Consider the following 25,960-nt stretch of genomic DNA (forward strand, 5'->3'; position numbering starts at 1 on the left):
CTTGATGAATTAGGATGCAGCGCAGGCATTATCGAGCGCACCGTACACCGGGTATTTCCATGTTTGAACCTAAGCTGAACTACGTATCGTGTCCCGGCCCGGCTGCTGTGGGAGCCGATCCTGCCGCCGCCCAGGGCCATCGCATGGCCTACTGGGAGTGGGACGCAACGGGCGGCGCAACGCTGGCGCCCCATGTAGTGGTGTGCGTCCATGGCCTGTCGCGCCAGGGGCGGGATTTCGACGAGCTGGCGCAGGCCCTGGCGCCGCACGCGCGGGTAGTCTGCCCGGATGTCGTGGGCCGGGGCCACAGCGACTGGCTGGCCGACCCCATGCACTACCAGGTGCCGGTCTATGCCGCCGACATGCTGGCGCTGCTGGCGCAGCTGCACGCCGAGGCACCCATCCAGACGCTGGACTGGGTCGGCACCAGCATGGGCGGCCTGATCGGCATGGCCCTGGCCGGGCAGCCCGGGCTGGCGCTGCCAGCGCCGCTGCGCCGCGTGGTGCTGAACGATGTCGGGCCGGTCATCCAGTGGGAAGCCCTGGAGCGCATCGGGCAGTACCTGGGCGCATCAGTGCGCTTTGCCAGCCAGGAGCAGGCCGCCGACGCCCTGTGGGCGATCTCCAGCAGCTTTGGCCCGCACACGCGCGAGCAGTGGCTGGCGCTGTCGCAGCCCATGCTGCGCGAGGACGGACAGGGCGGCTGGCGGCTGCACTACGACCCGGCCATTGCCGTGCCCTTTCGGGCACTCACGCGCGAGGCGGCCACCGGCGGTGAGCAACAGCTGTGGCAGCTCTACGACCGCATCACGGCCCAGGTGCTGCTGCTGCGCGGCGCACAGTCGGATCTGCTGACCCTGGAGACGGCTCAGGCCATGACGCAGCGCGGCCCGCGCGCGCAGCTGGTGCAGTTCGAGGGCGTCGGCCATGCGCCGACCCTGGTCGAGCCGGGTCAGCGGGCCGTGGTCGAGCGCTTTTTGCTCAACGCGGCGGGAGCGCCATGAAGCCTGCCAGTCCCGCTCCCGCATCGGCCACCTCTGGCGTCGCCCCCGATGCCGTGCCGCAGCTCATCGCGGCCACGGCGCAGGTGCAGCCGCAGGAGGTCGGTTCCCTGCAGCGCGCACGTACCTTTGCCGAGCCACTGCTGGCCGGCCAGACCTTGGATACTGGTGAAAACGCCCTGGCCCATGCAGACGGCGTGCGCGCCATCCTGCGCCATCTGGGCGGCTCGGAGGCCATGCAGGCGGCTGCCTACCTGGTCTATACCTGCGCTCATCTGACGCGCCCGCACGAGGTCATCGCCAAGGCCTTTGGTGACAACCTGGCCGAGCTGGCGGTGGAGACCACCAAGCTGATGCATGTGCAGCGGCAGGCGCGCGATGCGCACGTGAGTGGCCAGCAGGTGGACGATGCCGCCACGCAGACCGAGAACGTGCGCAAGATGCTGCTGGCGTTTTCGCGCGATCTGCGCGTGGTCATGCTGCGCCTGGCTTCACGGCTGCAGACGCTGCGCTACTACGCAGCCAGCAAGCGACCGGTATCGCCGGCAGTGGCGCGCGAGGCGCTGCAGGTCTTCGCCCCGCTGGCCAACCGCCTGGGCATCTGGCAGATGAAGTGGGAGCTGGAAGACCTGGCGTTTCGCTTCCTGGAGCCCGAGACCTACAAAAAGATCGCCCGCCTGCTTGATGAAAAACGCACCGAGCGCGAGCACAACATGCAGTTGCTGCGCGAGCGCCTGGAGGGGGAGTTGCGCGCGCACAGCATCAGCGCCACGGTGACCGGGCGGCCCAAGCACATCTACAGCATCGTCAAGAAGATGCGCGGCAAGTCGCTGGGCTTCGACCAGGTGTTTGACATCCGCGCGCTGCGCGTCATCGTGCCCAGCGTCAAGGACTGCTACGCGGCATTGAGCTGGGTACACAGCCACTTCCAGCCCATCGAGGCCGAATTTGACGACTACATCGCCCGGCCCAAGCCCAACGGCTACCAATCGCTGCACACCGTGGTGCGCGACGACAGCGGCAAGGCCATTGAGATCCAGATCCGCACCCAGGCCATGCACGACCATGCGGAAAATGGCGTGGCCGCGCACTGGGCCTACAAGGAAGCTGGCACCAAGGGCTATGCCGGCGTGGCCGCCAGCAGTGAATACGACGCAAAGATTGCCGTGCTGCGTCAGCTGCTGGCCTGGGAGCGCGACCTGTCGGGCGCAGCCAGCCAGGGCTTGTTCGAAGACCGCATCTATGTGCTGACGCCCAATGCCGCCGTGGTCGAGTTGCCCCAGGGTGCCACGCCGCTGGACTTCGCCTACGCCGTACACACCAGCCTGGGCCACCGCTGCCGTGGCGCGCGTGTGGACGGGGTCATGGTGCCGCTCAACACGCCGCTGCACAACGGCCAGACGGTGGAGATCAGCACCGTCAAGGAGGGCCGGCCCTCGCGCGACTGGCTCAACGCCGAGCTGGGCTATCTGAACAGCAATCGCGCCCGCGCCAAGGTGCGTGCCTGGTTCAACGCCCAGGCCACGCACGCCACCGTGGCGCGCGGGCGCGAACTGGTGGAAAAGCTGCTGCAGCGCGAGGGCAAGACCGCCGTCAAGCAGGGCGACCTGGCGGTGCAGCTGGGCTTCAAGACGGCGGATGCGCTGTTCGAGGTGGTCGGCAAGGATGAGTTTTCGCTGCGCAGCATCGAGCAGCTGCTGCGCCCACCCGCCGAGCCGGCGGTGCCCGAGCCGCAGCTGCTGCTGAAGAAACCCAGTGCCGCCCGCTCTTCCGGCAAGGGCGGGGTGCTGGTGGTCGGCATCGACTCGCTGATGACGCAACTGGCCAAGTGCTGCCGCCCGGCGCCGCCCGACCCGATTGCCGGCTTCGTCACGCGTGGCAAGGGGGTCAGCGTACACCGCAGCGACTGCCGTAACTTCCGCGAGATGGCAGCGCGCAGCGCCGAGCGGGTCATCGACGTGCAGTGGGGCACCCCGGGCGGCGGCGGTTCGGTGCGGCCAGCGGTCTATCCGGTCGATGTCATGGTCGAGGCGTCCGACCGCCAGGGTCTGCTGCGTGACATCTCCGACGTGTTTGCCCGTGAAAAGACCAACGTCATCGGTGTGCAGACGCAGTCCGTGCGCGGCACGGCCTGGATGACGTTCACGGTCGAAGTGTCCGATGCCGGCCGGCTCGCCAAGGTGCTGGGCATCGTGGCCGGCGTGCCCGGCGTGCGCGCTGCACGCAGGCGCTGAAAGGTGCCGGGGCCGCCCGGGCGGCAGGCGGCCTCGCGCTACAATGCAGGGCTTTCCCGCCAAACAGTCGCCCGGCCGCACGAAAAGCAATCCCTTCACAAGCAGCAAACCGCAGGACACAGTGCCCTGCGGTTTGACCGGGCGACCCGCACATTTCGGAGAACCCAGTGCTTTTGTCTCTCAAGGGAGCCTTCCCGCCCGCCATCCTGGCGCTTGCAGACGGCACGGTCTTTATCGGCAGCTCGATCGGTGCCAGCGGCACCACAGCCGGCGAGGTGGTCTTCAACACCTCCATGACCGGCTACCAGGAAATCCTCACCGACCCCAGCTATTGCCAGCAGATCGTGACGCTCACGTATCCGCACATCGGCAACTATGGCGTCAACCCCGAGGACATCGAGTCCGACAAAGTCCAGGCCGCCGGCCTCGTCATCCGCGACCTGCCCCTGCTGGCCAGCAACTTCCGCTGCACCGAAACCCTGTCCGACTACCTGGCGCGCAATGGCACCGTGGCCATCGCCGACATCGACACGCGCCAGCTCACGCGCCTGCTGCGCGACCAGGGCGCGCAGAACGGCGCCATCATTGGCCTGCAGGCTGGTGAAGCGGTGACGCAGCAGCACATCGACGCTGCAATTGCTGCCGCCAAGGCTGCGCCCAGCATGAAGGGCCTGGATCTGGCCAGCGTGGTCAGCACCGCCAAGCCCTATGAGTGGACGCAGACCGAGTGGGAGCTGGGCAAGGGCTACGGCACCCAGGGCCAGACGCAGTTCCACGTCGTGGCCTACGACTTCGGCGTCAAGTACAGCATCCTGCGGATGTTGGCCGAGCGCGGCTGCAAGCTCACCGTGGTGCCAGCGCAGACCCCGGCTGCCGAGGTGCTGGCGATGAATCCAGATGGCGTCTTCCTGTCCAACGGCCCGGGCGATCCGGCTGCCTGCGACTACGCCATCGAGGCCGTGCGCACCCTGGTGGACAGCGGCCTGCCGGTCTTCGGCATCTGCCTGGGGCACCAGATCATGGCGCTGGCCGCCGGCGCCAAGACCTTCAAGATGGTCAACAGCCACCACGGCGGCAACCATCCGGTCAAGGATCTGGACAGCGGCTGCGTGGCCATCACCAGCCAGAACCACGGTTTCGCGGTGGACATGGAGAGCCTGCCCGCACACCTGCGTGCCACGCACGTGAGCCTGTTCGATGGCACGCTGCAGGGCTTCACGCATCGCGACAAGCCGGCGTTTTGCTTCCAGGGCCACCCCGAGGCCTCGTCCGGCCCCCAGGACGTCGCGCATCTGTTCGACCGCTTCACCGACCTGATGCACTCTGCCCGCACCGCCCGGGCCGCCTGACCGCCGCGACCGACCACCAGCCAACACCATGCCAAAACGCACAGACCTCAAGAGCATCCTCATCATCGGCGCCGGCCCCATCGTCATCGGCCAGGCCTGCGAATTCGACTACTCCGGCGTGCAGGCCTGCAAGGCGCTGCGCGAGGAGGGCTACCGCGTCATCCTGATCAACAGCAACCCCGCGACGATCATGACCGACCCGGCCACGGCGGATGCCATCTACATCGAACCCATCACCTGGCAGACGGTGGAAAAAATCATTGCCAAGGAGCGCCCCGACGCCATCCTGCCGACCATGGGCGGCCAGACGGCGCTGAACTGCGCGCTGGATCTGTGGAAGCACGGCGTGCTCAACAAGTACCGCGTGGAGCTGATCGGCGCCAAGCCCGAGGCCATCGACAAGGCCGAGGATCGCCTCAAATTCAAGGACGCGATGACGCGCATCGGCCTCGAATCCGCGCGCTCAGGGATAGCCCACACCATGGACGAGGCCTGGGCCGTGCAAAAGCGCGTGGGTTTTCCCACCGTGATCCGCCCCAGTTTCACGCTGGGCGGCACGGGCGGCGGCATCGCCTACAACCCGGAAGAGTTCGAAACCATTGCCAAGCGCGGCCTGGAGGCCTCGCCCACCAGCGAGCTGCTGATCGAAGAGTCGCTGCTGGGCTGGAAGGAGTTCGAGATGGAGGTCATCCGCGATAAGGCGGACAACTGCATCATCGTGTGCTCCATCGAGAACCTCGACCCCATGGGCGTACACACGGGCGACTCCATCACCGTGGCGCCGGCGCAGACGCTCACCGACAAGGAATACCAGATCATGCGCAACGCCAGCCTTGCGGTGCTGCGCGAGATCGGCGTGGACACGGGCGGCTCCAACGTACAGTTCGCGGTCAACCCCAAGGACGGGCGCATGATCGTGATCGAAATGAACCCGCGCGTGAGCCGCTCCTCGGCGCTGGCCTCCAAGGCGACCGGTTTTCCGATCGCGAAGATTGCCGCCAAGCTGGCCATCGGCTACACGCTCGATGAGCTGAAGAACGAGATCACCGGCGGCGCCACCCCGGCTTCGTTCGAGCCGACCATCGACTACGTGGTCACCAAGATCCCGCGCTTTGCCTTCGAGAAATTCCCCGCCGCCGACTCGCGCATGACCACGCAGATGAAGAGCGTGGGCGAGGTCATGGCCATGGGCCGTACGTTCCAGGAATCCTTCCAGAAAGCCCTGCGCGGCCTGGAAGTGGGCGTGGACGGCATGAACGAGAAGACCCAGGATCGCGAGCTGCTGGAAAAGGAGCTGGGCGAGCCCGGCCCCGAGCGCATCTGGTATGTGGGCGACGCCTTCGCCATGGGCCTATCGGTCGATGAGGTGCATGACCTCACCAAGATCGACAAGTGGTTCCTGGTGCAGATCGAGCAGATCGTCAAGATCGAGCTGGAGCTGGACAAACTCGCGGAAGAAAAGGGCGAGGGCGCGCTGGCCAGCCTGGACAAGGCGAGCTTGCGTGAACTCAAGCGCAAGGGCTTTTCCGACCGCCGTCTGGCCAAGCTGCTCAAGACCCAGGAAAAAGCCGTGCGCGACGCCCGCCATGCGGCTGGCGTGCGCCCGGTCTACAAGCGCGTGGACACCTGCGCTGCCGAATTCCCGACCAACACTGCCTACATGTACTCGACCTACGAGGACGAGTGCGAGGCCGCGCCCACGGACAAGAAAAAAATCATGGTGCTGGGCGGCGGCCCCAACCGCATCGGCCAGGGCATCGAGTTCGACTATTGCTGCGTCCATGCCGCGCTGGCCATGCGCGAGGATGGCTACGAGACCATCATGGTCAACTGCAACCCCGAGACCGTCTCCACCGACTACGACACCTCGGATCGCCTGTACTTCGAGCCGCTGACGCTGGAAGACGTGCTGGAGATCGTCGCCCTGGAAAAGCCCGAGGGCGTGATCGTGCAGTACGGCGGCCAGACGCCGCTGAAGCTGGCGCTGGGCCTGGAGCGCGAGGGCGTGCCCATCATCGGCACCACGCCGGACATGATTGATGCCGCCGAAGACCGCGAGCGCTTCCAGAAGCTGCTGGGCGAGCTGGGCCTGCGCCAGCCGCCCAACGCCACGGCACGCACCGAGGCCGAGGCCATGGACAAGGCCGCTGCCCTGGGCTACCCGCTGGTCGTGCGTCCCAGCTACGTGCTGGGCGGGCGCGCCATGGAGATCGTGCATGAGGCGCGCGACCTGGAGCGCTACATGCGCGAGGCCGTCAAGGTCAGCAACGACTCGCCCGTGCTGCTGGATCACTTCCTGTCCAACGCCATCGAGTGCGACGTGGACTGCGTGCGCGATGCCACCGGCCAAGTCTTCATCGGCGGCGTGATGGAGCACATCGAGCAGGCGGGCGTGCATTCGGGCGACTCGGCCTGTTCGCTGCCGCCGTACTACCTCAAGGCCGAGACCGTGGCCGAGATCAAGCGCCAGACCGCTGCCATGGCCGAAGGCCTGAATGTGGTCGGCCTGATGAACGTGCAGTTCGCCATCCAGGAAACCGATGCCGGCGACGTGATCTATGTGCTCGAAGTCAACCCGCGCGCCAGCCGCACCGTGCCCTTCGTGTCCAAGGCCACCGGCATCCAGCTGGCCAAGGTGGCGGCGCGCTGCATGGCCGGCCAGACGCTGGCCCAGCAAGGCGTGACGCGCGAGGTCACGCCGCCGTACTTCAGCGTCAAGGAGGCCGTCTTCCCCTTCGTGAAATTCCCTGGCGTGGACACCATCCTCGGCCCCGAGATGAAGTCCACCGGCGAGGTCATGGGCGTGGGCAAGACTTTCGGCGAGGCTTTCGTCAAGAGCCAGCTTGGCGCCGGCACGCGCCTGCCCAAGTCGGGCAAGGTGTTCCTGACGGTGAAGAACGCCGACAAGCCGCGCGCCGTGGCAATCGCCTGCGAGTTGGCCGGCATGGGCTTCGAGCTGCTGGCCACCAAGGGTACGGCGGCGGCCATTGCCGAGGCCGGCATTGCCGTACAGGTGGTCAACAAGGTCACCGAGGGCCGGCCGCACATCGTGGACATGATCAAAATGGGCGAGATCGCCATGGTCATCAACACGGTGGAGGAGCGCCGCAACGCCATCGCCGACTCGCGCGCCATCCGCACCAGCTCGCTGCAGGCGCGAGTCACCACCTTCACCACCATCTTCGGCGCCGAAGCCGCGGTGGAAGGCATGAAGTTCATGGATCAGCTGGGCGTCATCTCGATCCAGGAAATGCACGCGCAACTGGCCTGAGGCCTAAGGATTTGTCCGTAAATTAAAATTCCCCCGAGTCGCCCGTGATGCGACGAAGGAGCGATAAATGGCCAAGGCGCATGCCAATTCGTGGGAGGTAACGGACGAGTTCTGGAAACTGGTAGAGCCGCTGGTGCCACAGCCAGTGCGCGATCCAGGCAAGCACTACGAACGCGCAGCCGGGGCGGGCCGCCCCGCAAAACCGCCACGGCTGGTGTTCGAGGCCATCATGTATGTGCTGCGCACAGGCTGCCAGTGGAAGGCGCTGCCGGCTGAACGCTTTGGCAGCGCCAGCGCGATCCATCACAAGTTCATGCTGTGGTCCAAGGCCGGGTTCTTCGAGAACCTGTGGAAGGCAGGGCTGGCCGAATACGACGACTGTGAAGGCATCGCCTGGCGCTGGCAGAGCATCGACGGCGCCATGTTCAAGGCGCCCTTGGCGCAGGAAGCTGTGGGGCGCAACCCGACGGATCGGGGAAAAAAAAGGCAGCAAGCGTCACCTGCTGGTGGACGGGCGTGGCGTCCCGTTGTCGCTCGTCGTGACCGGGGCGAACGCGCACGACGTGACGCAACTTGAGGCCGTGTTGTCTTGCTGCATGGTCAAACGCCCCACGCCCAAGCAGCGGCGCAGCAAGCACCTATGTGCTGATGCGGGCTACCCGGGCAAGAACGCCATGAAGATCATTCTGGCCCACGGCTATATCCCGCATGTGGTGGGCCGCAAAAGCGAGGCAGAGCACAAAAAGCGTGATCCGAAGAAAAAAGCGCGCCGTTGGGTTGTGGAGCCTTGCCATGGCTGGTTCAACCGGTTCAGGAAATTACTGGTGCGCTACGAGAAGCTGGAGCACACGTTCCTCGCACTCAACCATCTCGCCGCCGCCATCATCGCGCTGCGGAAAATCCACCTGCCCGTTAATATTATTTACGGATAAATCCTAAGTGCGGGCAGCTACTTTTTCAATAGCTGCCAGCGCTTGCCAAGCAAGGGTGAAACGGCTTTTTTGCCAATAATTGGCTGTCCCCGGACAGGCCGACCTCGCCCGGGGTCGGCCTGTGCGTTTCAGGCCAGCCAGTCGATGCGGCCCGTGGCCACATCGTGCATCGCGCCGACCACCCTGAGCTGTCCCTGCTCGATCAGGGCGCGCAGCACTTCAGCTTGCTCCAGCTGGGCCACGGCGTCGCGCACATTGCGCTCGGCCACGCGCTGCACCAGCGCGGCGTCCTTGGAGCTGGGCACACCCGAGTAATCCAGCCGCTGCAGCGATGGTCGGATGCGCGCCAGCAGCCCCGTCAGATGGCCCAGCTGCGCGCCGTCGATGGCGCCCTTGACGGCGCCGCATTCGCTGTGCCCCAGTACGGCGATCAGCCGGGCGCCAGCCAGGCGGGTGGCAAATTCCAGGCTGCCCAGGATGTCGTCGTTGACGATGTTGCCGGCCACGCGTGCGGCGAAGATGTCGCCGATGTGCTGGTCGAACACCAGCTCGGGCGGCACCCGGCTGTCGATGCAGCCGACCACGGCGGCAAAGGGCGCCTGCGCCTGCGCCGTGCCGCGCACCTGTTGGCGCAGGTCGCAGTGCAGCGGCTTGCCGGCGACGAAGCGCGCGTTGCCCTCCTGCAGCCGCCGCAGTGCGGCATCGGGCGTGAGGGCGCTTTGCGTGGCGGCGGTGGAGATGGCGCAGGCAGCCTGCGCCCAGGCGGCCCCCGGCAGGGCCAGGTAGGCGGCGCTGGCAAGGCCCAGCGTCTGGCGGCGGTTCAGGACTGGCATGTCTTCCTCCTGGGTGCGGTAGCCAATGGGCGGCTTAGAATCGGGCCGATAGAGCAAACCATCTGCGTTCGAGCGCCGATGGTTTCTTCTTTTTCAAGCCCCGTCAACAACGCATTTGCCCTCCATCACACCCATTCCATGGCCACCTTTCCCATCACCAAGCGCGGCGCCGAGCTGCTCAAGGCCGAGTTGCAACGCCTGAAGTCCCAGGATCGTCCGGCGGTCATCGCCGCCATTGCCGAGGCGCGCGCCCAGGGCGACCTGAGCGAAAACGCCGAATACGAAGCCGCCAAGGATCGCCAAGGCTTCATTGAGGGCCGCATCGCCGAGGTCGAAGGCAAGCTGGCCGCCGCGCAGATCATCGACCCGGCCAGCCTGGACGCCGGTGGCCGTGTGGTCTTCGGCGCCACGGTGGAGCTGGAGGACGAGGATACGGGCGAGACGGTCAAGTACCAGATCGTCGGCGAGGACGAGGCCGATCTGAAGCTGGGCCTGATCAACGTCGGCAGCCCGATTGCCCGCGCGCTGATCGGCAAGGAAGAGGGCGACACCGCTGAAGTGCAGGCGCCCGGCGGCGTGCGCTGCTACGAGATCGTCACCGTCAGCTATCGGTGATGGGCTGGCTGGCTCGCCTGCGCGCCGATGTGCCGCTGCTGGCGGCGGCGCTGTGGTGGGGCAGTCTGTCGGCTATCGGCTTCATGGCCGTGCCGCTGCTGTTCGCCAGGATGCCGACGCCGGTCATGGCCGGCAACATGGCAGCGCAGCTGTTTGCGGCGCAGATGTGGCTGTCCGTGGCCTGCACCCTGGTGCTGCTGGTGCATTCATTGCCGAAATATGAAGAAAAACCGGCTCAAACCCAGGCCAGTCAAGCGCAGTCAGCTACTATTTTCATAGTAGGCGGAATGCTGCTGGCGCTGCTCATCCAGTTCGGCGTGGCGCCGCGCATCGTGGCCCGGCAGGACTTGCGCCTGTGGCACAGCGTGGGCACGCTCATGTATGTGGCGCAGTGGCTGTGCGCGCTGGTCGTGCTGCTCAGGCTGAGCCGGCGTTGAGGGAGGTGGAGCGTCGAGCGTTTGGCGCCAGGGGCGAAAAGCCGCAAAACGCTCAACGCACCATACCCTTTCAAAGGGACAGGCCTTATTCGCGCCAATGCTCGGCCACCCAGGTCGCTGGCTGGATGTGCCGAAAGCGCCGGTTGCGCCGCCCGGCCAGGGCGTCGGGCGGGTTGCACTCGCCGTGGAAGATGACGATGCGCGCCCCCGGCGGCACGCCTGGGGCCTGCCAGTAGTTCAGCGGCCAGCGCGGGATGCTGTGGTATTTGAAGCTTGGGCACCAGTGCGCCGGCCAGTAGGCCAGCTTGCCCTGGGCGTGCAGAAAATCCGACAGATAGGCCTGCTCGTTGCGAAAGCGCTGGCGCACCTCTTGCACATGCGCGCGAAAGTGCTCCAGCACATCCGGATGCGCGCCCAGCTCGAAACGATAGACCGACGAGTTGCCGGTGATGCGGCGCGGCCGCTTGTAGTCGTGGATGATCAGAAATTCGCCGGGCTGGGTGAAAAAATCATCCAGCGCCCCCACGACCACCACATCGACATCCAGAAACAGCGCCGTGCCGCGCAGGCCGTGCAGGTCGGCGCTAAAGGTGGCCAGCTTGTTCCAGCCGCGCTCGGGGATGCCGGGCGGCAAGTCCAGCGCCGGGATGGGCAGGCAGCGCACCTCGCGGCGGATGCCGGTGGCGTCATCGGTCAGGCAGACGAAGGAGAAATCCCCGCGCAGGTGGCGCCGCACCATGGCGTACAGGCGGTTCACATACTCGGGGCCGTACTTGCGACCCCATTTCATGCAGATGACGTGGCGCTGCGCCGCCGCCGTGTCAGGCATCGATTGATCTCTCAGGCTCAGTCGCTTCAGTCGCTCTGGCGCTTCTTCACCGAAGTCTGCTTGGGCTTGGCACGCTTGATCTGCCCGCCGGCCGTCAGGCGCTGGTTACCCAGCACGCGCAGCTGCTTGACCTCGGGGCGCTGGCCGGGCCGGCCGAATTTCAGCACCTTGACATCGCGCGGCCCAGGCTTGCGGTCTTCATCGACGGCCCGCACTTTCTCGGGGATGGGCCGCCACAGCACCAGCAGCTTGCCGATGTGCTGCACCGGCGCGGCGTCCAGCTCGTCGGCCAGTTGCTGGTACATGGCCTCGCGCGCCACCCGGTCGTCGCCGAAGACGCGGATCTTGATCAGGCCGTGGGCGTTCAGGGCGGCGTCGATTTCCTTGTGGACGGCAGGGGTCAGACCGTCGGCGCCGATCAGCACGACAGGATCGAGGTGGTGCGCGTCGGCGCGGTGGGCGCGCCGCTCGGCGGTGGTCAGTTCGATTTGGGGCATCCCCATATTATTCTTCAAGGCATGAAACCCCAGATCCAGTCCCAGAGCAAAGGCAAGAAGGTGAACAAGGCGTGGCTGCACGACCACGTCAACGACCCCTGGGTCAGACAGGCGCAAAAGGACGGCTATCGCGCCCGCGCCGCCTACAAGCTCAAGGAGATCGACGAGCAACTCGGGCTGATCCGGCCCGGGCAGGTGGTAGTTGACCTGGGCTGCGCGCCCGGGGCCTGGAGCCAGTACCTGCGCCGGCGCATGGCACCCGCCGGGGCCGCAGCAGGAGCGCTGGACGGCACCATCATCGGCCTGGATCTGCTGCCTCTGGAGCCTATCGAGGGCGTGGCCTTCATCCAGGGGGACTTTCGCGACGACGCCGTGCTGGTGCAACTGCAGCAGGCGCTGCAGGGCCGGGCGGTGGACGTAGTGGTCTCCGATATGGCGCCCAATCTGTCGGGCATCGCCTCGGCCGACGATGCGCGCATCGCGCACCTGATCGAGCTGGCGGTGGACTTTGCCCGCCAGCAACTCAAACCCGAAGGCGCGCTGGTGGTCAAGCTGTTCCACGGCAGTGGCTACGATGCCCTGGTGCAGCTGTTCCGGGACACTTTCCAGCTAGTCAAGACCATCAAGCCCAAGGCCTCGCGCGACCGTTCGGCGGAAACCTTTCTGGTCGGAATGCGCCTCAAGCCAGGAGGCTGAGAGCGCCGCACCGGCCCTAGTCCATGGCCTGGCGCGGGGTTAATGGGCCATCGGCAAGGGTTGAAAGGCCTAAAATCCGCCCCACGTGCCTCTAGGACGGCCTGCCTGAAACCAGGTAGCCGGCCCATTTTTTTTCAGTCTCTGGAGTTCAGCTTGAACAATCAGTGGTTTTCCAAAGTCGCCGTCTGGCTGGTCATCGCCATGGTGCTGTTCACGGTGTTCAAGCAGTTTGACACCCGCGCCGGCATGGGCGCCGGCACGGTGGGCTACTCGGCCTTCCTGGAAGACGTGCGCAATGGGCGCATCAGGAGCGCCACCATCCAGGAAGGCCCGGGCGGCACCGAGATCGTCGCCATCACCAACGACGACCGCCGCGTGCGCACTACCGCCACCTACCTGGATCGCGGCCTGGTGGGCGACCTGATCAACAACAACGTCAAGTTCGATGTCAAGCCGCGCGAGGAAGGCTCATTGCTCATGACGCTGCTGGTCAGCTGGGGGCCGATGCTGCTCCTGATCGGCGTGTGGGTCTATTTCATGCGTCAGATGCAGGGCGGCGGCAAGGGCGGCGCCTTCAGCTTCGGCAAGTCCAAGGCGCGGATGCTCGACGAGAACAACAACACCGTCACCTTTGCCGACGTAGCCGGCTGCGACGAGGCCAAGGAGGAAGTCAAGGAGGTCGTGGACTTCCTGAAAGACCCCAACAAGTTCCAGAAGCTCGGCGGGCGCATCCCGCGCGGCCTGCTGCTGGTCGGCCCGCCCGGCACTGGCAAGACGCTGCTGGCCAAGTCCATCGCCGGCGAGGCCAAGGTGCCGTTCTTCAGCATTTCCGGCTCCGACTTTGTGGAAATGTTCGTCGGCGTGGGCGCGGCGCGCGTGCGCGACATGTTCGAGAACGCCAAGAAGAACTCGCCCTGCATCATCTTCATCGACGAAATCGACGCCGTGGGTCGCCAGCGTGGCGCAGGCCTGGGCGGCGGCAACGACGAGCGCGAGCAGACGCTCAACCAGATGCTGGTCGAGATGGACGGCTTCGAGACCAACCTGGGCGTGATCGTCGTGGCTGCCACCAACCGGCCCGACATCCTGGACGCGGCCCTCTTGCGCCCGGGCCGTTTCGACCGCCAGGTCTATGTCACGCTACCCGACATCCGGGGCCGTGAGCAGATCCTGAACGTCCACATGCGCAAGATTCCCGCTGGCCAGGACGTGAACCCGGCGGTGATCGCACGTGGCACACCCGGCATGAGTGGCGCCGATCTGGCCAACCTGTGCAACGAGGCTGCCCTGATGGCCGCGCGGCGCAACGCCCGCGTGGTCGAGATGCAGGACTTCGAGCGCGCCAAGGACAAGATCATCATGGGGCCGGAGCGCAAGTCCATGGTCATGCCCGAGGAGGAGCGGCGCAACACCGCCTACCACGAGGCCGGCCACGCACTGATCGGCAAGCTTTTACCGAAGTGCGACCCGGTACACAAGGTCACCATCATCCCGCGCGGGCGCGCCCTGGGCGTGACCATGAGCCTGCCCGAGAAGGATCGCTACTCCTACGACAAGGAGTACATGCTGAACCAGATCGCCATGCTGTTCGGCGGCCGCATCGCCGAAGAGGTTTTCATGAACCAGATGACCACCGGCGCCAGCAACGACTTCGAGCGCGCCACGTCGATCGCCCGCGACATGGTCATGCGCTACGGCATGAGCGAAGCGCTCGGCCCCATGGTCTATGCGGAGAACGAGGGCGAGGTCTTCCTGGGCCGTTCGGTCACCAAGACCACCAACATCTCCGAGGAAACCATGCAAAAGGTGGATGCCGAGGTGCGCCGCATCATCGACGAGCAGTACACCCTGGCGCGCAGCCTGATCGAGGACAACCAGGACAAGATGCACGCCATGGCCCGCGCCATGCTGGAGTGGGAGACCATCGACGCCGAGCAGCTCGACGACATCATGGCCGGGCGCGAGCCGCGCCCGCCCAAGGACTGGACGCCGCGCCGCCCGCCCTCCGGCGGCGACGATTCGGGCGGCACGCCGGCAGTCAAGCCGGATCCGGCCCCCACGGCGGCCTGACATACTGCGCCGCAGGGCTGAAATGACAAACGGGGCCAAGCGCCCCGTTTTTCACGCCCTGCAGGCCGGTTTTTACTTTTCCTTTTCCCTTTCTCCCTTTTTCTTTCATGCTCTGGCAGACCACCCGCTTCGCCGTGGATCTGGCGCGTCCGCGCGTCATGGGCATCGTCAACGCCACGCCGGATTCGTTTTCCGACGGGGGCCGGCTATCCGATGCCCATGCCGCCCTGCGGCGCTGCGAGCAATTGCTCCAAGAGGGTGCCGACATCCTGGATATCGGCGGCGAGTCCACCCGCCCGGGCAGCCCGCCGGTGCCGCTGCATGAAGAGCTGGCACGCGTGCTGCCCATCGTGCAGGAGGCCGTGCGCCTGGGCGTGCCGGTCTCCGTCGATACCTGCAAGGCCGAGGTCATGCAGGCCGTGCTGGATCTGGGCGCCGACATCATCAACGACATCCAGGCGCTACGCCTGCCAGGCAGCGCCGAGGTGGTGGCGCGGCATGGGCGCTGCGGCGTCTGCCTGATGCACATGCACGGCCAGCCGCAGACCATGCAGGCGACTCCCATGAGCGGCGATGCCGTGTCTCAGGTGCTGCAATTTCTGCAGCAGCGTGCGCTTGCCCTGCAAGGCCTGGGCGTGCAAAAGGCCCGCATCGTGCTGGACTATGGCATTGGCTTTGGCAAGACCGTGGAGCAGAACTTCGCCCTGCTGGCGCGCCAGCACGCGCTGCTGGCCGCCGGCTGGCCGCTGCTGGCCGGCTGGTCGCGCAAGTCCTCGCTGGGCAGCGTGACCGGGCTGGCCGTGGCTGAGCGCCTGGTGCCCAGCGTCGTCGCCGCCGTGCTGGCGGTGGAGCAGGGCGCGCGCATCGTGCGCGTACATGATGTGCGCGAAACCGTGGCGGCGCTGGCCGTATGGCAGGCCATGGATGCGCAGCGTGCCTGATGGCAGGCATTTTCAGGCAAGAATTTTGGTCAAATCGGCCTCAAAGCCTTGCCTGGCAAGCGCTGGCAGCTATCAAAAACGAAGTTCAGCAGACCCCCGAAAACCCTCTGAACAACCACCCGAATACTCACCCGGACGCTCCATGACACGCACTTATTTCGGCACCGACGGCATTCGCGGCACGGTGGGCCAGGCGCCCATCACTCCTGATTTCGTGCTGCGCCTGGGCCATGCCGTGGGCCGGGTGCTGCGCCGCAGCGAGGAGCGCCCGACGGTGCTGATCGGCAAGGACACGCGCATCTCCGGCTACATGCTGGAGAGCGCGCTCGAATCGGGCCTGAACTCCGCCGGCGCCGACGTGGTACTGCTGGGGCCGCTGCCCACGCCCGGTGTGGCCTACCTGACACGCACGCAGCGCGCCAGCCTGGGCGTGGTCATCAGCGCCAGCCACAACCCCTACCCGGACAATGGCATCAAATTCTTCAGCGCCCAGGGCTGCAAGCTGCCCGATGCCTGGGAGGGCGAGGTCGAGGCCGCCCTGCAGCAGCCGCCTGCCTGGGCCGATTCGGCCACGCTGGGCCGCGCGCGGCGGCTCGATGACGCCGCCGGGCGCTACATCGAGTTCTGCAAGAGCACCTTCGACCACGACCTGACGCTGCGCGGCCTGCGCATCGTGGTCGATGCCGCCCACGGCGCGGCCTACCACATCGCGCCCAAGGTCTTCCACGAGCTGGGCGCCGACGTTATCGCCATCGGCTGCGCGCCCGACGGCATGAACATCAACCACGAGGTCGGCGCCACGCACCCCGATGCCCTGGTGCGTACGGTGCGCGCCAACCGCGCCGACTTCGGCATTGCCCTGGACGGCGACGCCGACCGGCTGCAGATGGTGGACGCCAGCGGGCGCCTGTACAACGGCGACGAGCTGCTGTACCTGCTGGCCGCCGACCGCCTGGCGCGCCAGGAGAGCGTGCCCGGCGTGGTCGGCACGCTCATGACCAACATGGCGGTGGAGTTGGCGCTGCAGCAGCAGGGCGTGCAGTTCGTGCGCGCCAAGGTGGGCGATCGCCATGTGCTGGAGGAGCTGATGCGCCGGCGCTGGCTGCTAGGCGGCGAAGGTTCGGGCCACCTGCTGGCGCTGGATCGCCACACCACGGGCGACGGCCTGGTCAGCGCGCTGCAGGTGCTGCAGGCCTGCGTGCGCAGCGGCCAGAGCCTGAGCGCGCTACTGGCCCAGGTGCAGCTGTTTCCGCAGGAGCTGATCAATATCCGGCTGGCGCCCGGGCAGGACTGGCGCGCCAACGCCCGGCTGGCCCAGGCGACGCGCGCCGTCGAGCAGGAGCTGGCTGGCCAGGGCCGGGTGCTGGTGCGCGCCAGCGGCACCGAGCCGCTGCTGCGCGTCATGGTCGAGGCGCGCGATGCCGACCAGGCCGGCCGCTGCGCCCGGCTGCTGGCCGAGGCGGCGCGCGCCGATTGAAGGGTCGAGGGAGCCAGGGCGCCCTGCAGCTGCTCGGCCCGGCGTCGCGCACTTCGATCATGCGGCTGATGGCCTACCCGCAGGGCACGGCGGGCAGCATCATGACCACCGAGTTTGTGCAGGTGCCACAGGACTGGACGGTGGCGCGCACGCTGGAGCACATCCGCGCCACCGAGCACGAGCATGAAACGGTCTATGCCATCTACGCCGTGGACGGGCGCCAGCACCTGCAGTTCGTGGTGTCGCTGCGCGAGCTGGTCTGCGCCGGATCGCAGCTGGCCCTGACCAGCCTGCGCCGGCGCCCGGCCATTGCCTGCGGGCCGTATGCCGACCGCGAGGAGGTGGCGCGCATCATCCGCCGGCACAACTTCCTGGCTCTGCCAGTGGTCGGTGAAGACCAGCGCATGGTCGGCATCGTCACGGTGGACGACGTGATCGACGCGCTGATGGAGGAGGCGCAGGAGGACATCGGGCGCTTCGGCGGCGGTGGCGAGCACATGGGCGCGCCGTATTGCTGTAGGCGCCGGGGCCGGGGCTGGAGCTCAGCAGCTGGAGTTCAGTAGCGTGGCACCGCCGGATCGCACACCTGCGACCAGGCGTCGATGCCGCCGGCCACGTTGGCCACCTGCCCGAAGCCCTGCTGGGCCAGGAACATGGCCACGCGCAGGCTGCGCGCGCCATGGTGGCACAGGCAGGCCACTGGGCGCTGCGGATCCAGTTCGTGCAGGCGCGCCACCAGCGAACCCATGGGGATGTGCAGGAATTCAAAGCTGGCAGCAGGCGCCACGCTGGCCTGCTGCAGCTCCCAGGCCTCGCGCACGTCCAGCAGCACCGGTCGCTGCCCGGCGTGCTCGGCCAGCCAGGCCAGGGCCTCGTTGGGATACAGCTGCTCGATCATGGCGGGCGCGGATGGCGGCTTTCAGAAGCGGAAGGTGGAGGGCTCGCCAAAATGGCGCAGCCGGGGCACGATGGCATCCCAGGGCTGGCTGGTCTCGAAGCGGTCGCCAGCGCGGCGCACGATGGTGGCGCGCATCATGGGCTCCAGGCCGACGATGGCGCTCAGGCGGCCACCGTCGCGCAGCAGGCCCAGCAGGCGATGCGGGATCTCGGCCACCGAGCCACTGAGCACGATGACATCGAATGGCCCGTCGTTGATGGGGTCGCGTGCGCCATCGGCCTGGCGCACGTCGGCGTTCAGCACGCCGGCGCTGCGCAGGTTCTCGCGGGCGAACTCGACCAGTTCGGGCACCAGCTCCAGCGACACCACATGCTCGGCTTGGTGCGCCAGCAGCGCCGCCATGTACCCCGAGCCGGCGCCGATCTCCAGCACCCGGTCGGTCGGGCGCAATTGCAGCTCCTGCAGCGTGCGGGCGTCGATGCGCGGCGCCAGCATCATCTGGCCCAGGCGCTCGGCGGTCTCGACCGGATGGCTGAGGGGGATTTCCACATCGGCAAAGGCCATGCCCTGGAAGGCCGGCGGCACGAAATCCTCGCGGCGCACCATGGCCAGAGTCTCCAGCACTCGCTCGTCCAGCACGTTCCAGGGGCGGATCTGCTGCTCGATCATGTTGAAGCGCGCCTGCGCGGTCGCATCGTGAACGTCGGCAAACGTGTTCAAGGGCAGGTTCATGCAAAACTCCGAAAAGACAGGCGCCTGGGGCGACGGACAAGGACAAACCCGCGATTTTAGGCTGCCCCGGCAGCGCCTCCCTGCCGCAGCAACTTGCGCCTTTGTCCTGCAGCCAGGATGCAATTCGTTGCCCATCATGCGCAAGTCGTCACAATTTCCCCCTCCCTCCACGCCATGTCCTCTCTGCAAACCCAAACCATCACCCTGGCTGGTGGCTGCTTCTGGTGTACCGAAGCCGTGTTCACGCGCGTGCGTGGCGTGACCGGCGTGCAAAGCGGCTACGTCAACGGCCAGATGCCCGATCCGACCTACGAGCAGGTATGCACCGGGCGCACGGGACATGCGGAGGCCGTGCGCATCAGCTTCGATCCCGAGGAGATCGACGTGCGCGAGATCCTGGAAATCTTCTTTGCCACGCACGACCCGACCACGCTCGACCGCCAGGGCAACGACGTGGGCACGCAGTACCGCAGCGGCATCTACTGGAGCGACCCGACGCACCGCGAAGTGGCCCAGGACATGCTGCGCCAGATGGAGCGCGACGGGACTTTCGGCGCGCCCATCGTGACCGAGCTGCAGCCGCTGGCGCATTTCTGGCCTGCCGAGGACTACCACAGCAGGTACTACGAGCGCAATCCGCAACAGGGTTACTGCGCCATGGTCATCGCGCCCAAGGTCGAGAAATTCCGCAAGACCTTCCAGCGCTACCTCAAGCCGCATGGCTGAGGCAGGCGCGGCCTTTCCTCCAACCCAGCCGCCCCGCTTGCGACCCCTTCACACCTGCACCCACACCCAGGCGATGCCTGACGCCTGAAGGAGAGCTGTCCATGGTCTTTCGCATCTCCATTGCCATCGTCGCCGCGCTGGTGCTGCTGGCCGGCCTGATGCCTGGGCCGTTCAACGATGTCATGCAGTCCACTCTGGCCCAGGTGGTGCGCGGTGCCGGCTGGATGTATCTTTTGATCGTGTTCCTGGCGCTGCTGTTTCTGCTGTACCTGGCCTTCGGTCGCTTTGGCCGGCTGCGCATCGGCGGCGAGGATGCCGAGCCGGAGTTTTCCCAGATGAGCTGGCTGTCCATGCTGTTTGCCGCCGGCATGGGCATCGGCCTGGTCTTCTGGGGTGCGGCCGAGCCGGTTTCGCACTTCATGAAGCCGCCCGAGGGGTTGGAGCCGCAAAGCTCGCTGGCCGCACGCGCGGCCATGCGCTATGCCTTTTTTCACTGGGGCCTGCACCCGTGGGCCATCTACGCCCTGGTGGGCCTGGCCATGGCCTGGTTCCAGTACAACCGCAGCGGGCGCGGCCTGATCAGCGACATGCTGGAGCCAGTCATTGGCCGCCACCACAGTGGTGCGCTGGGCCACGCGGTCAACATCGCCGCCGTGGTGGCCACGGCCATCGGCGTGGCCACCACGCTGGGCTTCGGCACCATCCAGATCGCAGCCGGCCTGGAGCGCGTGTTCGGCCTGCCGGCCACCACCACGACGCAGCTGGTCATCATCGCCGTGGCCTTCGTGCTGTACATGGCGTCCAGCACCAGCGGGGTGGAGCGCGGCATCAAGTGGCTGTCCAACTTCAATCTGATCCTGGCCGGGCTGCTGATGCTGACAGTGCTGGTCATCGGCCCCACCGGCTTCATCCTGGATACCTTCACCACCACGCTGGGCGCCTACATCAACCAGCTGGTGGTGATGAGCCTGCGCCTGTCGCCGTTTTCCGACAGCACCTGGGTGCGCGACTGGACGGTCTTTTATTGGGCCTGGTGGATCGCCTGGGCGCCCTTCGTCGGCGCCTTCATCGCCCGCGTCTCCAAGGGCCGCACGGTGCGCGAGTTCGTGGTCGGTGTGGTGCTGGCGCCCAGCCTGCTGGGCTTCGTGTGGTTCTCGGTCTTTGGCGGGGCGGCGCTGCAGGCGCAGATCTTCGGCAAGGTTGATCTGCTGCAGGCCCTGGCCAATGGCTACCAAACCGTGCTATTCGCGCTGTTCGACAGCCTGCCCGGCTCCAGCGTGCTGGCGCTGGTGGCGCTGCTGCTCTTGATCATCTTCTTCGTCACCTCGGCGGACTCGGCGGTGCTGGTGCTGGCCAGCATGTCCACTGCCGAGGCGGGCGATCCACCCCTGTCCAAGCGCATCGCCTGGGGCGTGGCCGTGGCGCTGATCGCCGGCGTGCTGCTGCTCGCCGGCGGGCTTGATGCCCTGCAGGCACTGATCACTATCGCCGCGCTGCCCTTTGCCGTGCTGATGGCGTTGGTCATGGTCAGCGTCTATCGCGAGCTTGACGGCGAGGACACCCGGCTGCGCCGCCGCGCCCTGCGCCGGCGCCGCATCGTGGAGCTGTGGATGGCACGCGAGCGCGAGGCGCAGCGCGAGGATCGCGAGGGCGGCAACCTCAATCCGGATCAGCTCCCATGAAGCCGCCGCTTTGGTGCGCCCACAGGCGCGCATAGATGCCGCCGCGCGCCAGCAGCTCGGCGTGTGTGCCCTGCTCGGCAATGCGGCCTTCGTGCATGACGATCAGGCGATCCATGGCGGCTATCGTGGACAGGCGGTGGGCGATGGCAATCACCGTCTTGCCCTGCATCAGCGCATCCAGGCTGCGCTGAATGGCCACCTCGACCTCGCTGTCCAGCGCGCTGGTGGCCTCGTCCAGCAGCAGGATGGGCGCGTCTTTCAGCAGCACCCGGGCAATGGCCACGCGCTGGCGCTGGCCGCCCGAGAGTTTCACGCCGCGCTCGCCCACCTGGGCGTCGTAGCCGCTGCGGCCTAGGCTGTCGGTCAGCTGGGCGATGAAATCCGCAGCCTCGGCCTGTGCGGCTGCGGCACGCATTTGCTCCTCGCTGGCATCGGGGCGGCCATACAGGATGTTCTCGCGCATGGAGCGGTGCAAGAGCGACGTGTCCTGCGTGACCATGCCAATGGCCCCGCGCAGGCTGTCCTGGGTGACATGGCGAATGTCCTGCCCGTCGATCAGGATGCGCCCGCTGCCCACGTCCGACAGGCGCAGCAGCAGATTGACCAGCGTGGACTTGCCCGCGCCCGAGCGCCCGATCAGGCCGATGCGCTCGCCCGGGCGGATGGTCAGCTGCAGATGGTCGATGACCTGACGCCCGCCGTCCTTGTAGGCAAAGCTCACATCGTCGAAGACGATCCCGCCGTGCGTGACCACCAGGGGCTGGGCATCGGCGCCGTCCACGATACTGCGCGGGCGCGTCAGCGTCACGATGCCATCCTGGATGGTGCCCACGTTCTCGAACAGGCCGGTCATCTGCCACATGATCCAGTGCGAGTAGCCCATCAGCCGCAGCGCCATGGCCAGCACCGCCGCCACCACGCCGGCGCTGGCCTGTCCCTGGCTCCACAGCCACAGCGCCGTGCCGCCCGAGCCCAGCAGCAGCAGCGTGATCATCAGGTGGTTGACGATCTCGAAGCGGCTGACCAGGCGCATCTGCGTGTAGCCCGTGGCCTTGAAGGCCTCCATGGCATTGCGTGCGTATTCGGCCTCGCGCCGGGTGTGGGCGAACAGCTTGACGGTGGCGATGTTGGTGTAGGCGTCGGTCACCCGCCCGGTCATCATGGAGCGCGCATCGGCCTGTGCCTTGCCGATGGCTCCCAGGCGCGGCACGAAGTACCAGCACGCCGCGCCGTAGCCGATCAGCCACAGGGCAAAGGGCAGCATCAGCCGCCACTCGAAGCTGGCCGCCAGCACCAGGATGCCGATCATGTACACGCTGACCCCCACCAGCACGTCCACCACCATGAAGACCACTTCGCGCACCGACAGCGCCGTCTGCATGATCTTGGTGGTGATGCGCCCGGCGAACTCGTCGGCATAGAAGGCCATGCTCTGGCCCAGCATCAGCCGGTGGAACAGCCAGCGCAGGCGCATCGGGAAGTTGATGGCCAGCACCTGGTGCATGACAGTGGTGTGCAGCGCCAGCAGCGCGGTGCTGGACAGCAGCACGGCGGCAATCGCCAGCACCGTGGAGCGCTGCGCTTGCCAGAAATCAAGGGGCGAGATGGACGACAGCCAGTCCACCACCCGGCCCAGGATGGCAAACAGCAGTGCCTCATACACCGCCAGCAGGGCGGAGGTGCAGGTCAGCAGCGCGATCCAGCCGCGCATCCCCTGGGTGCAGCGCCAGACGAAGGCGAAAAAGCCTTGCGGTGGCGGCTCGGGCTCTGCGCCGGGGTAGGGCGCTATACGGTTTTCAAAGAAACGAAACAGCACAGGCTTGCGATAAAGGACGAGGAACCACCCAGCATAAAAGCTTGCGCGCCCCGATGGGTAGGCGCGCAGGACGGCGCTCTCCACGGTTAGCCCTGGGCACGCGCGAATCAGACTATGCTGCACACCCATCACGCCATGGCAATCGACATCTTCACACTCCCAAAAGCCAAACGACCTCTCTGGCAATCCCTGCCCGGGCCGCTGGTGGCACTGGTCGGCGTGGTGGCCAGCTACGGGTTGTGGCAGTACCAGCAAGGCCTGACCCAGACCCTGGCGCAGGCCCGCTTCGAGCGTCAAGCCCGCGCTGCTGCCGATGTATTCAGGCAGCGGGTGGGGGCCAAGAACGATTTGCTGATGGGCCTGCGCGGTCTGCTGGTGGTCAATCCCGAGCTGCCGCGCAGCGCCTTCGAGCAAGTAGCCAGCAGCCTGCAGCTGGATGTCGCCCACGTCAGCGTGCTGAACCTGCACTTCACCCGCCATGTGCCGGCCAGCCAGCGCCAGGCCTTCGAAGCGCAGGCGCGCGCCAATCCCCATCTCGATGGCAGCTTCCCGCGCAACTTCTCCATCCACCCGGCCCTGGTGCAGCCGGAATATTTCGTGGTCGATTACGTCTGGCCGCTGCATGGCAACGAGGAAGTGCAGGGCCTGGAAGTGCATTCGCAGCCGGTCAATCTGGACTCCCTGCTGCGCGCGCGCGATACCGGGGCGCTGACGGCTTCGGCGCCGTTCAGGATCTTGCAGCAGGAATCCGGCCCGGTCACCACCATCAACTTCCTGCTGCCGGTCTTCGCCCAGGACGGCCCGGCGGCGCAGCCCCGTTTCCTGGGTGCCGCAGGGGCCATCGTCAGCGTCAAGGCCATGGTGGACAGCCTGCGCCAGCGCGGCTTCCTGGACGGACTGTTGATTGCAGTGCGCGACATCGGCCCTGTGGAGCAGCTGGCGACCGCTGCAGGCGTTGCCCTGTACGACGCCGAGACCCTGCCGGCAGATGCCATGCGCCACAGCCAGATCATCGCGGTCAGCGGGCGCCACTGGCAGCTGGACTTTGCCTCTGCCGAATCCTTCATCAGCCCTGCCGAAGCGCGCCAGCCGGCGTTCTTTGCCGCCGGCGGACTGGTCATGACCGCCCTGCTCACGGCGCTGGTGGGGCTGCTGGTGCGCCGGCGCTCCCAGGCGCTGGCCTTTGCGCAGTTGGCGACGGCCTCTGCACGCGAGAGCGAGACGCGCTTTCACACTGTGTTCAACCAGGCAGCCGTAGGCATGGCGCAGGTCGAGTCGGACAGCGGGCGGCTGGTGCGCATCAACCAGCGCTTTTGCGACATCGTCGGCTACGCGCCCGAGCAATTGCAGCACATGCACATGCACGAGTTGATCCATCCCGATGACCTGGAGCGCGGCAGGGCGCCGCTGCGCCAGCTGCTGGCGGGCGAGGTGGCCGAGTACCGCCAGGAAAAGCGCTATGTGCGCAAGGACGGCAATCTGGTCTGGGTCGATGTCACGACTTCTGCCATGCGCGAGGAGGGCCGCAACGGACAGCATTACATCGTGGTGGTGCAGGACATCACCCGGCGGCGCAAGACCGAGGAGGAGCTGCGCTACCTGGCCTACAACGATCTGCTCACAGGCCTGCCCAACCGGCGCCTGCTGCTCGATCGGCTGGAGCAGGCCCTGAGCACGGCGGCGCGGCACAAGAGCTGGGGCGCCGTGCTGCTGCTCGACCTGGATCACTTCAAGACGCTCAACGAGACGCGCGGCCATGACGCCGGCGACCGCCTGCTGCACCAGGTGGCCGAGCGTCTGCACGCCTGCCTGGGCAGCAACGACACCCTGGCACGCCAGGGTGGTGACGAGTTCGTCGTTGTGCTCAACGAGCTGAGCGGGGACGCCGAGGAGGCCGGGACGCACGCCGAGGAAGTCGCGCGCCGGATGCAGCAGGCGCTGCGCGAGCCCTTCACGCTGGGCGCGGGCGAGCCCTACCACACCACTCTGAGCATCGGCATTACGGTCTTCGACGGCAATGGCGAGCCGGCCGACGAGCTGCTCAAGCGCAGCGAGCTGGCCATGTACGACGCCAAGGCCGCCGGGCGCGACACGCTGCGCTTTTTCGACCCCCGGATGCAGGCCGTGGTGGCCGCGCGTGCGCAGCTGGAGACCGACATGCGCTCCAGCCTGGCCAGCGGCGGCTTCGAGCTGTACTACCAGCCCAAGGTGGCGTGCGGCAGCATCCAGGGCGCCGAAGCACTGCTGCGCTGGCGCCATCCCGAGCGCGGCTTCGTGCCGCCTTCCGAATTCATCCCGCTGGCCGAGCAAAGCGGCCTGATCCTGCAATTGGGCCAGTGGGTGCTGGAGGCGGCCTGCCGGCAACTGGCACAGTGGGGCAGCCACCCGCTGATGCAGCGCCTGACCCTGGCCGTCAACGTCAGCCCGCGCCAGTTTCACGAGCCGGGCTTCGTCGCCCAGGTGCTGCAGGCGTTGGCCGGCAGCGGTGCCGAGGCACACCGGCTGCGCCTGGAGCTGACCGAGGGCATGTTGCTGCGCGACGTGGAAGACACCATCGCCAAGATGGTGCAGCTGCGCGGCTATGGCGTGGGTTTCTCGCTGGACGACTTCGGCACCGGCTACTCCTCGCTGGCCTACCTCAAGCGCCTGCCGCTGCACGAGCTGAAGATCGACCAGAGCTTCGTGCGCGACGTGCTGACCGACCCCAACGACGCGGCGATTGCCCGCACCATCGTCGCCCTGGGCACCAGCCTGGGGCTGCAGGTCACTGCCGAGGGCGTGGAGACCGAGGCGCAGCGCCAGTTCCTGGAAAAGAGCGGCTGCCATGTCTGGCAGGGCTACCTGCTGGCGCCGCCGTTGCCGCGCGAGCGCTTCGAAGCCCTGGTGCTGGAGCACGCTGCGGATGCCTCCTGAGACTCCTGCCG

General features: G+C 66.8%; 21 protein-coding genes. 15 read left to right on the plus strand and 6 right to left on the minus strand.

Going from position 1 to position 25,960, the window contains the following annotated elements:
- The first annotated feature begins 59 nt into the window (after window positions 1–59).
- The 5 genes from IDM45_RS04715 (at window position 60) to IDM45_RS04735 (ending at window position 8,787) form a co-directional block, all read left to right on the plus strand.
- Window positions 60–1,004, plus strand: a complete 945-nt coding sequence (locus IDM45_RS04715; protein ID WP_209421839.1) for an alpha/beta fold hydrolase — start codon at window positions 60–62, stop codon at window positions 1,002–1,004.
- Entirely contained in the window at window positions 1,001–3,235 is a 2,235-nt protein-coding gene (locus tag IDM45_RS04720) for a RelA/SpoT family protein (protein WP_209421840.1), read from the plus strand. The genes IDM45_RS04715 and IDM45_RS04720 overlap by 4 nt, the downstream gene beginning before the upstream one ends.
- 167 nt (window positions 3,236–3,402) lie before the next feature.
- Window positions 3,403–4,584, plus strand: coding sequence for a glutamine-hydrolyzing carbamoyl-phosphate synthase small subunit (carA, locus tag IDM45_RS04725; protein ID WP_209421841.1), 1,182 nt, complete (start codon window positions 3,403–3,405; stop codon window positions 4,582–4,584).
- Between the two features lie 28 nt (window positions 4,585–4,612).
- Window positions 4,613–7,855: a carbamoyl-phosphate synthase large subunit gene (gene carB / locus IDM45_RS04730; protein WP_209421842.1), complete on the plus strand. Its 3,243-nt coding sequence runs from the start codon at window positions 4,613–4,615 to the stop codon at window positions 7,853–7,855.
- Between the two features lie 67 nt (window positions 7,856–7,922).
- Window positions 7,923–8,787, plus strand: a protein-coding gene (locus tag IDM45_RS04735) for an IS5 family transposase (RefSeq protein ID WP_209421843.1) whose coding sequence is annotated in 2 segments (ribosomal slippage) — window positions 7,923–8,341 and window positions 8,340–8,787 — 867 coding nt in all. Because the reading frame shifts where the segments join, the coding sequence is not laid out codon by codon here.
- Window positions 8,788–8,915: 128 nt separating this feature from the next.
- Here the strand turns inward: IDM45_RS04735 and IDM45_RS04740 are convergent.
- On the minus strand, window positions 8,916–9,620 hold the full coding sequence (locus tag IDM45_RS04740; RefSeq protein ID WP_209421844.1) for a carbonic anhydrase family protein: 705 nt from the start codon (window positions 9,618–9,620) through the stop codon (window positions 8,916–8,918).
- A gap of 138 nt (window positions 9,621–9,758) precedes the next feature.
- Between IDM45_RS04740 and greA the strand changes: the two genes are divergently transcribed.
- A complete protein-coding gene (greA, locus tag IDM45_RS04745) occupies window positions 9,759–10,235 on the plus strand; it encodes a transcription elongation factor GreA (RefSeq protein ID WP_209421845.1) in 477 nt (158 codons plus the stop codon).
- Window positions 10,235–10,672, plus strand: a complete 438-nt coding sequence (locus IDM45_RS04750) for a DUF4149 domain-containing protein (RefSeq protein WP_209421846.1) — start codon at window positions 10,235–10,237, stop codon at window positions 10,670–10,672. The genes greA and IDM45_RS04750 overlap by 1 nt, the downstream gene beginning before the upstream one ends.
- Window positions 10,673–10,757: 85 nt before the next feature.
- Here IDM45_RS04750 and IDM45_RS04755 read toward each other — a convergent pair whose 3' ends face one another.
- Together IDM45_RS04755 and IDM45_RS04760 are read right to left on the minus strand one after the other, a co-directional pair.
- Window positions 10,758–11,501, minus strand: coding sequence for a glycosyltransferase (locus tag IDM45_RS04755; protein ID WP_209421847.1), 744 nt, complete (start codon window positions 11,499–11,501; stop codon window positions 10,758–10,760).
- Between the two features lie 26 nt (window positions 11,502–11,527).
- On the minus strand, window positions 11,528–11,998 hold the full coding sequence (locus tag IDM45_RS04760; protein WP_209421848.1) for a YhbY family RNA-binding protein: 471 nt from the start codon (window positions 11,996–11,998) through the stop codon (window positions 11,528–11,530).
- 21 nt (window positions 11,999–12,019) lie between these two features.
- On the opposite strand from IDM45_RS04760, the gene IDM45_RS04765 reads away from it, so the two are divergent.
- From IDM45_RS04765 to IDM45_RS04785, 5 genes are all read left to right on the plus strand, one after another.
- Window positions 12,020–12,694, plus strand: coding sequence for an RlmE family RNA methyltransferase (locus IDM45_RS04765; protein WP_233457472.1), 675 nt, complete (start codon window positions 12,020–12,022; stop codon window positions 12,692–12,694).
- Window positions 12,695–12,847: 153 nt separating this feature from the next.
- Window positions 12,848–14,764, plus strand: a complete 1,917-nt coding sequence (gene ftsH, locus IDM45_RS04770; protein ID WP_209421849.1) for an ATP-dependent zinc metalloprotease FtsH — start codon at window positions 12,848–12,850, stop codon at window positions 14,762–14,764.
- Window positions 14,765–14,871: 107 nt separating this feature from the next.
- Window positions 14,872–15,705 carry a dihydropteroate synthase gene (folP, locus tag IDM45_RS04775; protein ID WP_209421850.1) on the plus strand — a complete coding sequence of 278 codons (834 nt, stop codon included), beginning with the start codon at window positions 14,872–14,874 and terminating at the stop codon, window positions 15,703–15,705.
- 142 nt (window positions 15,706–15,847) lie between these two features.
- A complete protein-coding gene (gene glmM, locus IDM45_RS04780) occupies window positions 15,848–17,182 on the plus strand; it encodes a phosphoglucosamine mutase (RefSeq protein WP_209421851.1) in 1,335 nt (444 codons plus the stop codon).
- Between the two features lie 68 nt (window positions 17,183–17,250).
- Entirely contained in the window at window positions 17,251–17,745 is a 495-nt protein-coding gene (locus IDM45_RS04785; protein ID WP_232653423.1) for a CBS domain-containing protein, read from the plus strand.
- Here the strand turns inward: IDM45_RS04785 and IDM45_RS04790 are convergent.
- Window positions 17,739–18,080: a rhodanese-like domain-containing protein gene (locus tag IDM45_RS04790; protein ID WP_209421852.1), complete on the minus strand. Its 342-nt coding sequence runs from the start codon at window positions 18,078–18,080 to the stop codon at window positions 17,739–17,741. The two genes, IDM45_RS04785 and IDM45_RS04790, sit on opposite strands and share 7 nt — an antisense overlap.
- 21 nt (window positions 18,081–18,101) lie before the next feature.
- Window positions 18,102–18,812 carry a protein-L-isoaspartate O-methyltransferase family protein gene (locus tag IDM45_RS04795; protein WP_209421853.1) on the minus strand — a complete coding sequence of 237 codons (711 nt, stop codon included), beginning with the start codon at window positions 18,810–18,812 and terminating at the stop codon, window positions 18,102–18,104.
- 174 nt (window positions 18,813–18,986) lie between these two features.
- On the opposite strand from IDM45_RS04795, the gene msrA reads away from it, so the two are divergent.
- Complete coding sequence (gene msrA, locus IDM45_RS04800; protein ID WP_209421854.1) at window positions 18,987–19,538, plus strand: peptide-methionine (S)-S-oxide reductase MsrA; 552 nt, start codon at window positions 18,987–18,989, stop codon at window positions 19,536–19,538.
- A 101-nt stretch (window positions 19,539–19,639) separates the two neighbouring features.
- Window positions 19,640–21,220, plus strand: a complete 1,581-nt coding sequence (locus IDM45_RS04805; protein WP_209421855.1) for a BCCT family transporter — start codon at window positions 19,640–19,642, stop codon at window positions 21,218–21,220.
- Here IDM45_RS04805 and IDM45_RS04810 read toward each other — a convergent pair.
- The gene (locus tag IDM45_RS04810; protein ID WP_209424002.1) at window positions 21,198–23,033 is read right to left on the minus strand and encodes an ABC transporter ATP-binding protein; all 1,836 of its coding nucleotides are present in this window, start codon (window positions 23,031–23,033) and stop codon (window positions 21,198–21,200) included. The two genes, IDM45_RS04805 and IDM45_RS04810, sit on opposite strands and share 23 nt — an antisense overlap.
- Window positions 23,034–23,171: 138 nt before the next feature.
- Here IDM45_RS04810 and IDM45_RS04815 point away from each other — a divergent pair, with 138 nt between their 5' ends.
- On the plus strand, window positions 23,172–25,949 hold the full coding sequence (locus IDM45_RS04815) for a bifunctional diguanylate cyclase/phosphodiesterase (RefSeq protein ID WP_209421856.1): 2,778 nt from the start codon (window positions 23,172–23,174) through the stop codon (window positions 25,947–25,949).
- The last annotated feature ends 11 nt before the right edge of the window (window positions 25,950–25,960 follow it).

It is taken from the genome of Melaminivora jejuensis, from assembly GCF_017811175.1.
In the GTDB taxonomy this organism is placed as follows: Bacteria; Pseudomonadota; Gammaproteobacteria; order Burkholderiales; family Burkholderiaceae_C; genus Melaminivora; species Melaminivora jejuensis.

Bases quoted from the DNA above. Each gene is read 5' to 3' on its own strand.
- IDM45_RS04815 (WP_209421856.1), top strand. From the start codon at position 23,172: ATGGCAATCGACATCTTCACACTCCCAAAAGCCAAACGACCTCTCTGG.
- IDM45_RS04715 (WP_209421839.1), top strand. From the start codon at position 60: ATGTTTGAACCTAAGCTGAACTACGTATCGTGTCCCGGCCCGGCTGCT.
- IDM45_RS04750 (WP_209421846.1), top strand. From the start codon at position 10,235: ATGGGCTGGCTGGCTCGCCTGCGCGCCGATGTGCCGCTGCTGGCGGCG.
- folP (WP_209421850.1), top strand. From the start codon at position 14,872: ATGCTCTGGCAGACCACCCGCTTCGCCGTGGATCTGGCGCGTCCGCGC.
- IDM45_RS04785 (WP_232653423.1), top strand. From the start codon at position 17,251: ATGGCCTACCCGCAGGGCACGGCGGGCAGCATCATGACCACCGAGTTT.
- IDM45_RS04760 (WP_209421848.1), bottom strand. From the start codon at position 11,998: ATGCCCCAAATCGAACTGACCACCGCCGAGCGGCGCGCCCACCGCGCC.
- msrA (WP_209421854.1), top strand. From the start codon at position 18,987: ATGTCCTCTCTGCAAACCCAAACCATCACCCTGGCTGGTGGCTGCTTC.
- IDM45_RS04795 (WP_209421853.1), bottom strand. From the start codon at position 18,812: ATGAACCTGCCCTTGAACACGTTTGCCGACGTTCACGATGCGACCGCG.
- IDM45_RS04790 (WP_209421852.1), bottom strand. From the start codon at position 18,080: ATGATCGAGCAGCTGTATCCCAACGAGGCCCTGGCCTGGCTGGCCGAG.
- carB (WP_209421842.1), top strand. From the start codon at position 4,613: ATGCCAAAACGCACAGACCTCAAGAGCATCCTCATCATCGGCGCCGGC.
- greA (WP_209421845.1), top strand. From the start codon at position 9,759: ATGGCCACCTTTCCCATCACCAAGCGCGGCGCCGAGCTGCTCAAGGCC.
- IDM45_RS04765 (WP_233457472.1), top strand. From the start codon at position 12,020: ATGAAACCCCAGATCCAGTCCCAGAGCAAAGGCAAGAAGGTGAACAAG.
- IDM45_RS04805 (WP_209421855.1), top strand. From the start codon at position 19,640: ATGGTCTTTCGCATCTCCATTGCCATCGTCGCCGCGCTGGTGCTGCTG.
- IDM45_RS04740 (WP_209421844.1), bottom strand. From the start codon at position 9,620: ATGCCAGTCCTGAACCGCCGCCAGACGCTGGGCCTTGCCAGCGCCGCC.
- IDM45_RS04720 (WP_209421840.1), top strand. From the start codon at position 1,001: ATGAAGCCTGCCAGTCCCGCTCCCGCATCGGCCACCTCTGGCGTCGCC.
- IDM45_RS04755 (WP_209421847.1), bottom strand. From the start codon at position 11,501: ATGCCTGACACGGCGGCGGCGCAGCGCCACGTCATCTGCATGAAATGG.
- glmM (WP_209421851.1), top strand. From the start codon at position 15,848: ATGACACGCACTTATTTCGGCACCGACGGCATTCGCGGCACGGTGGGC.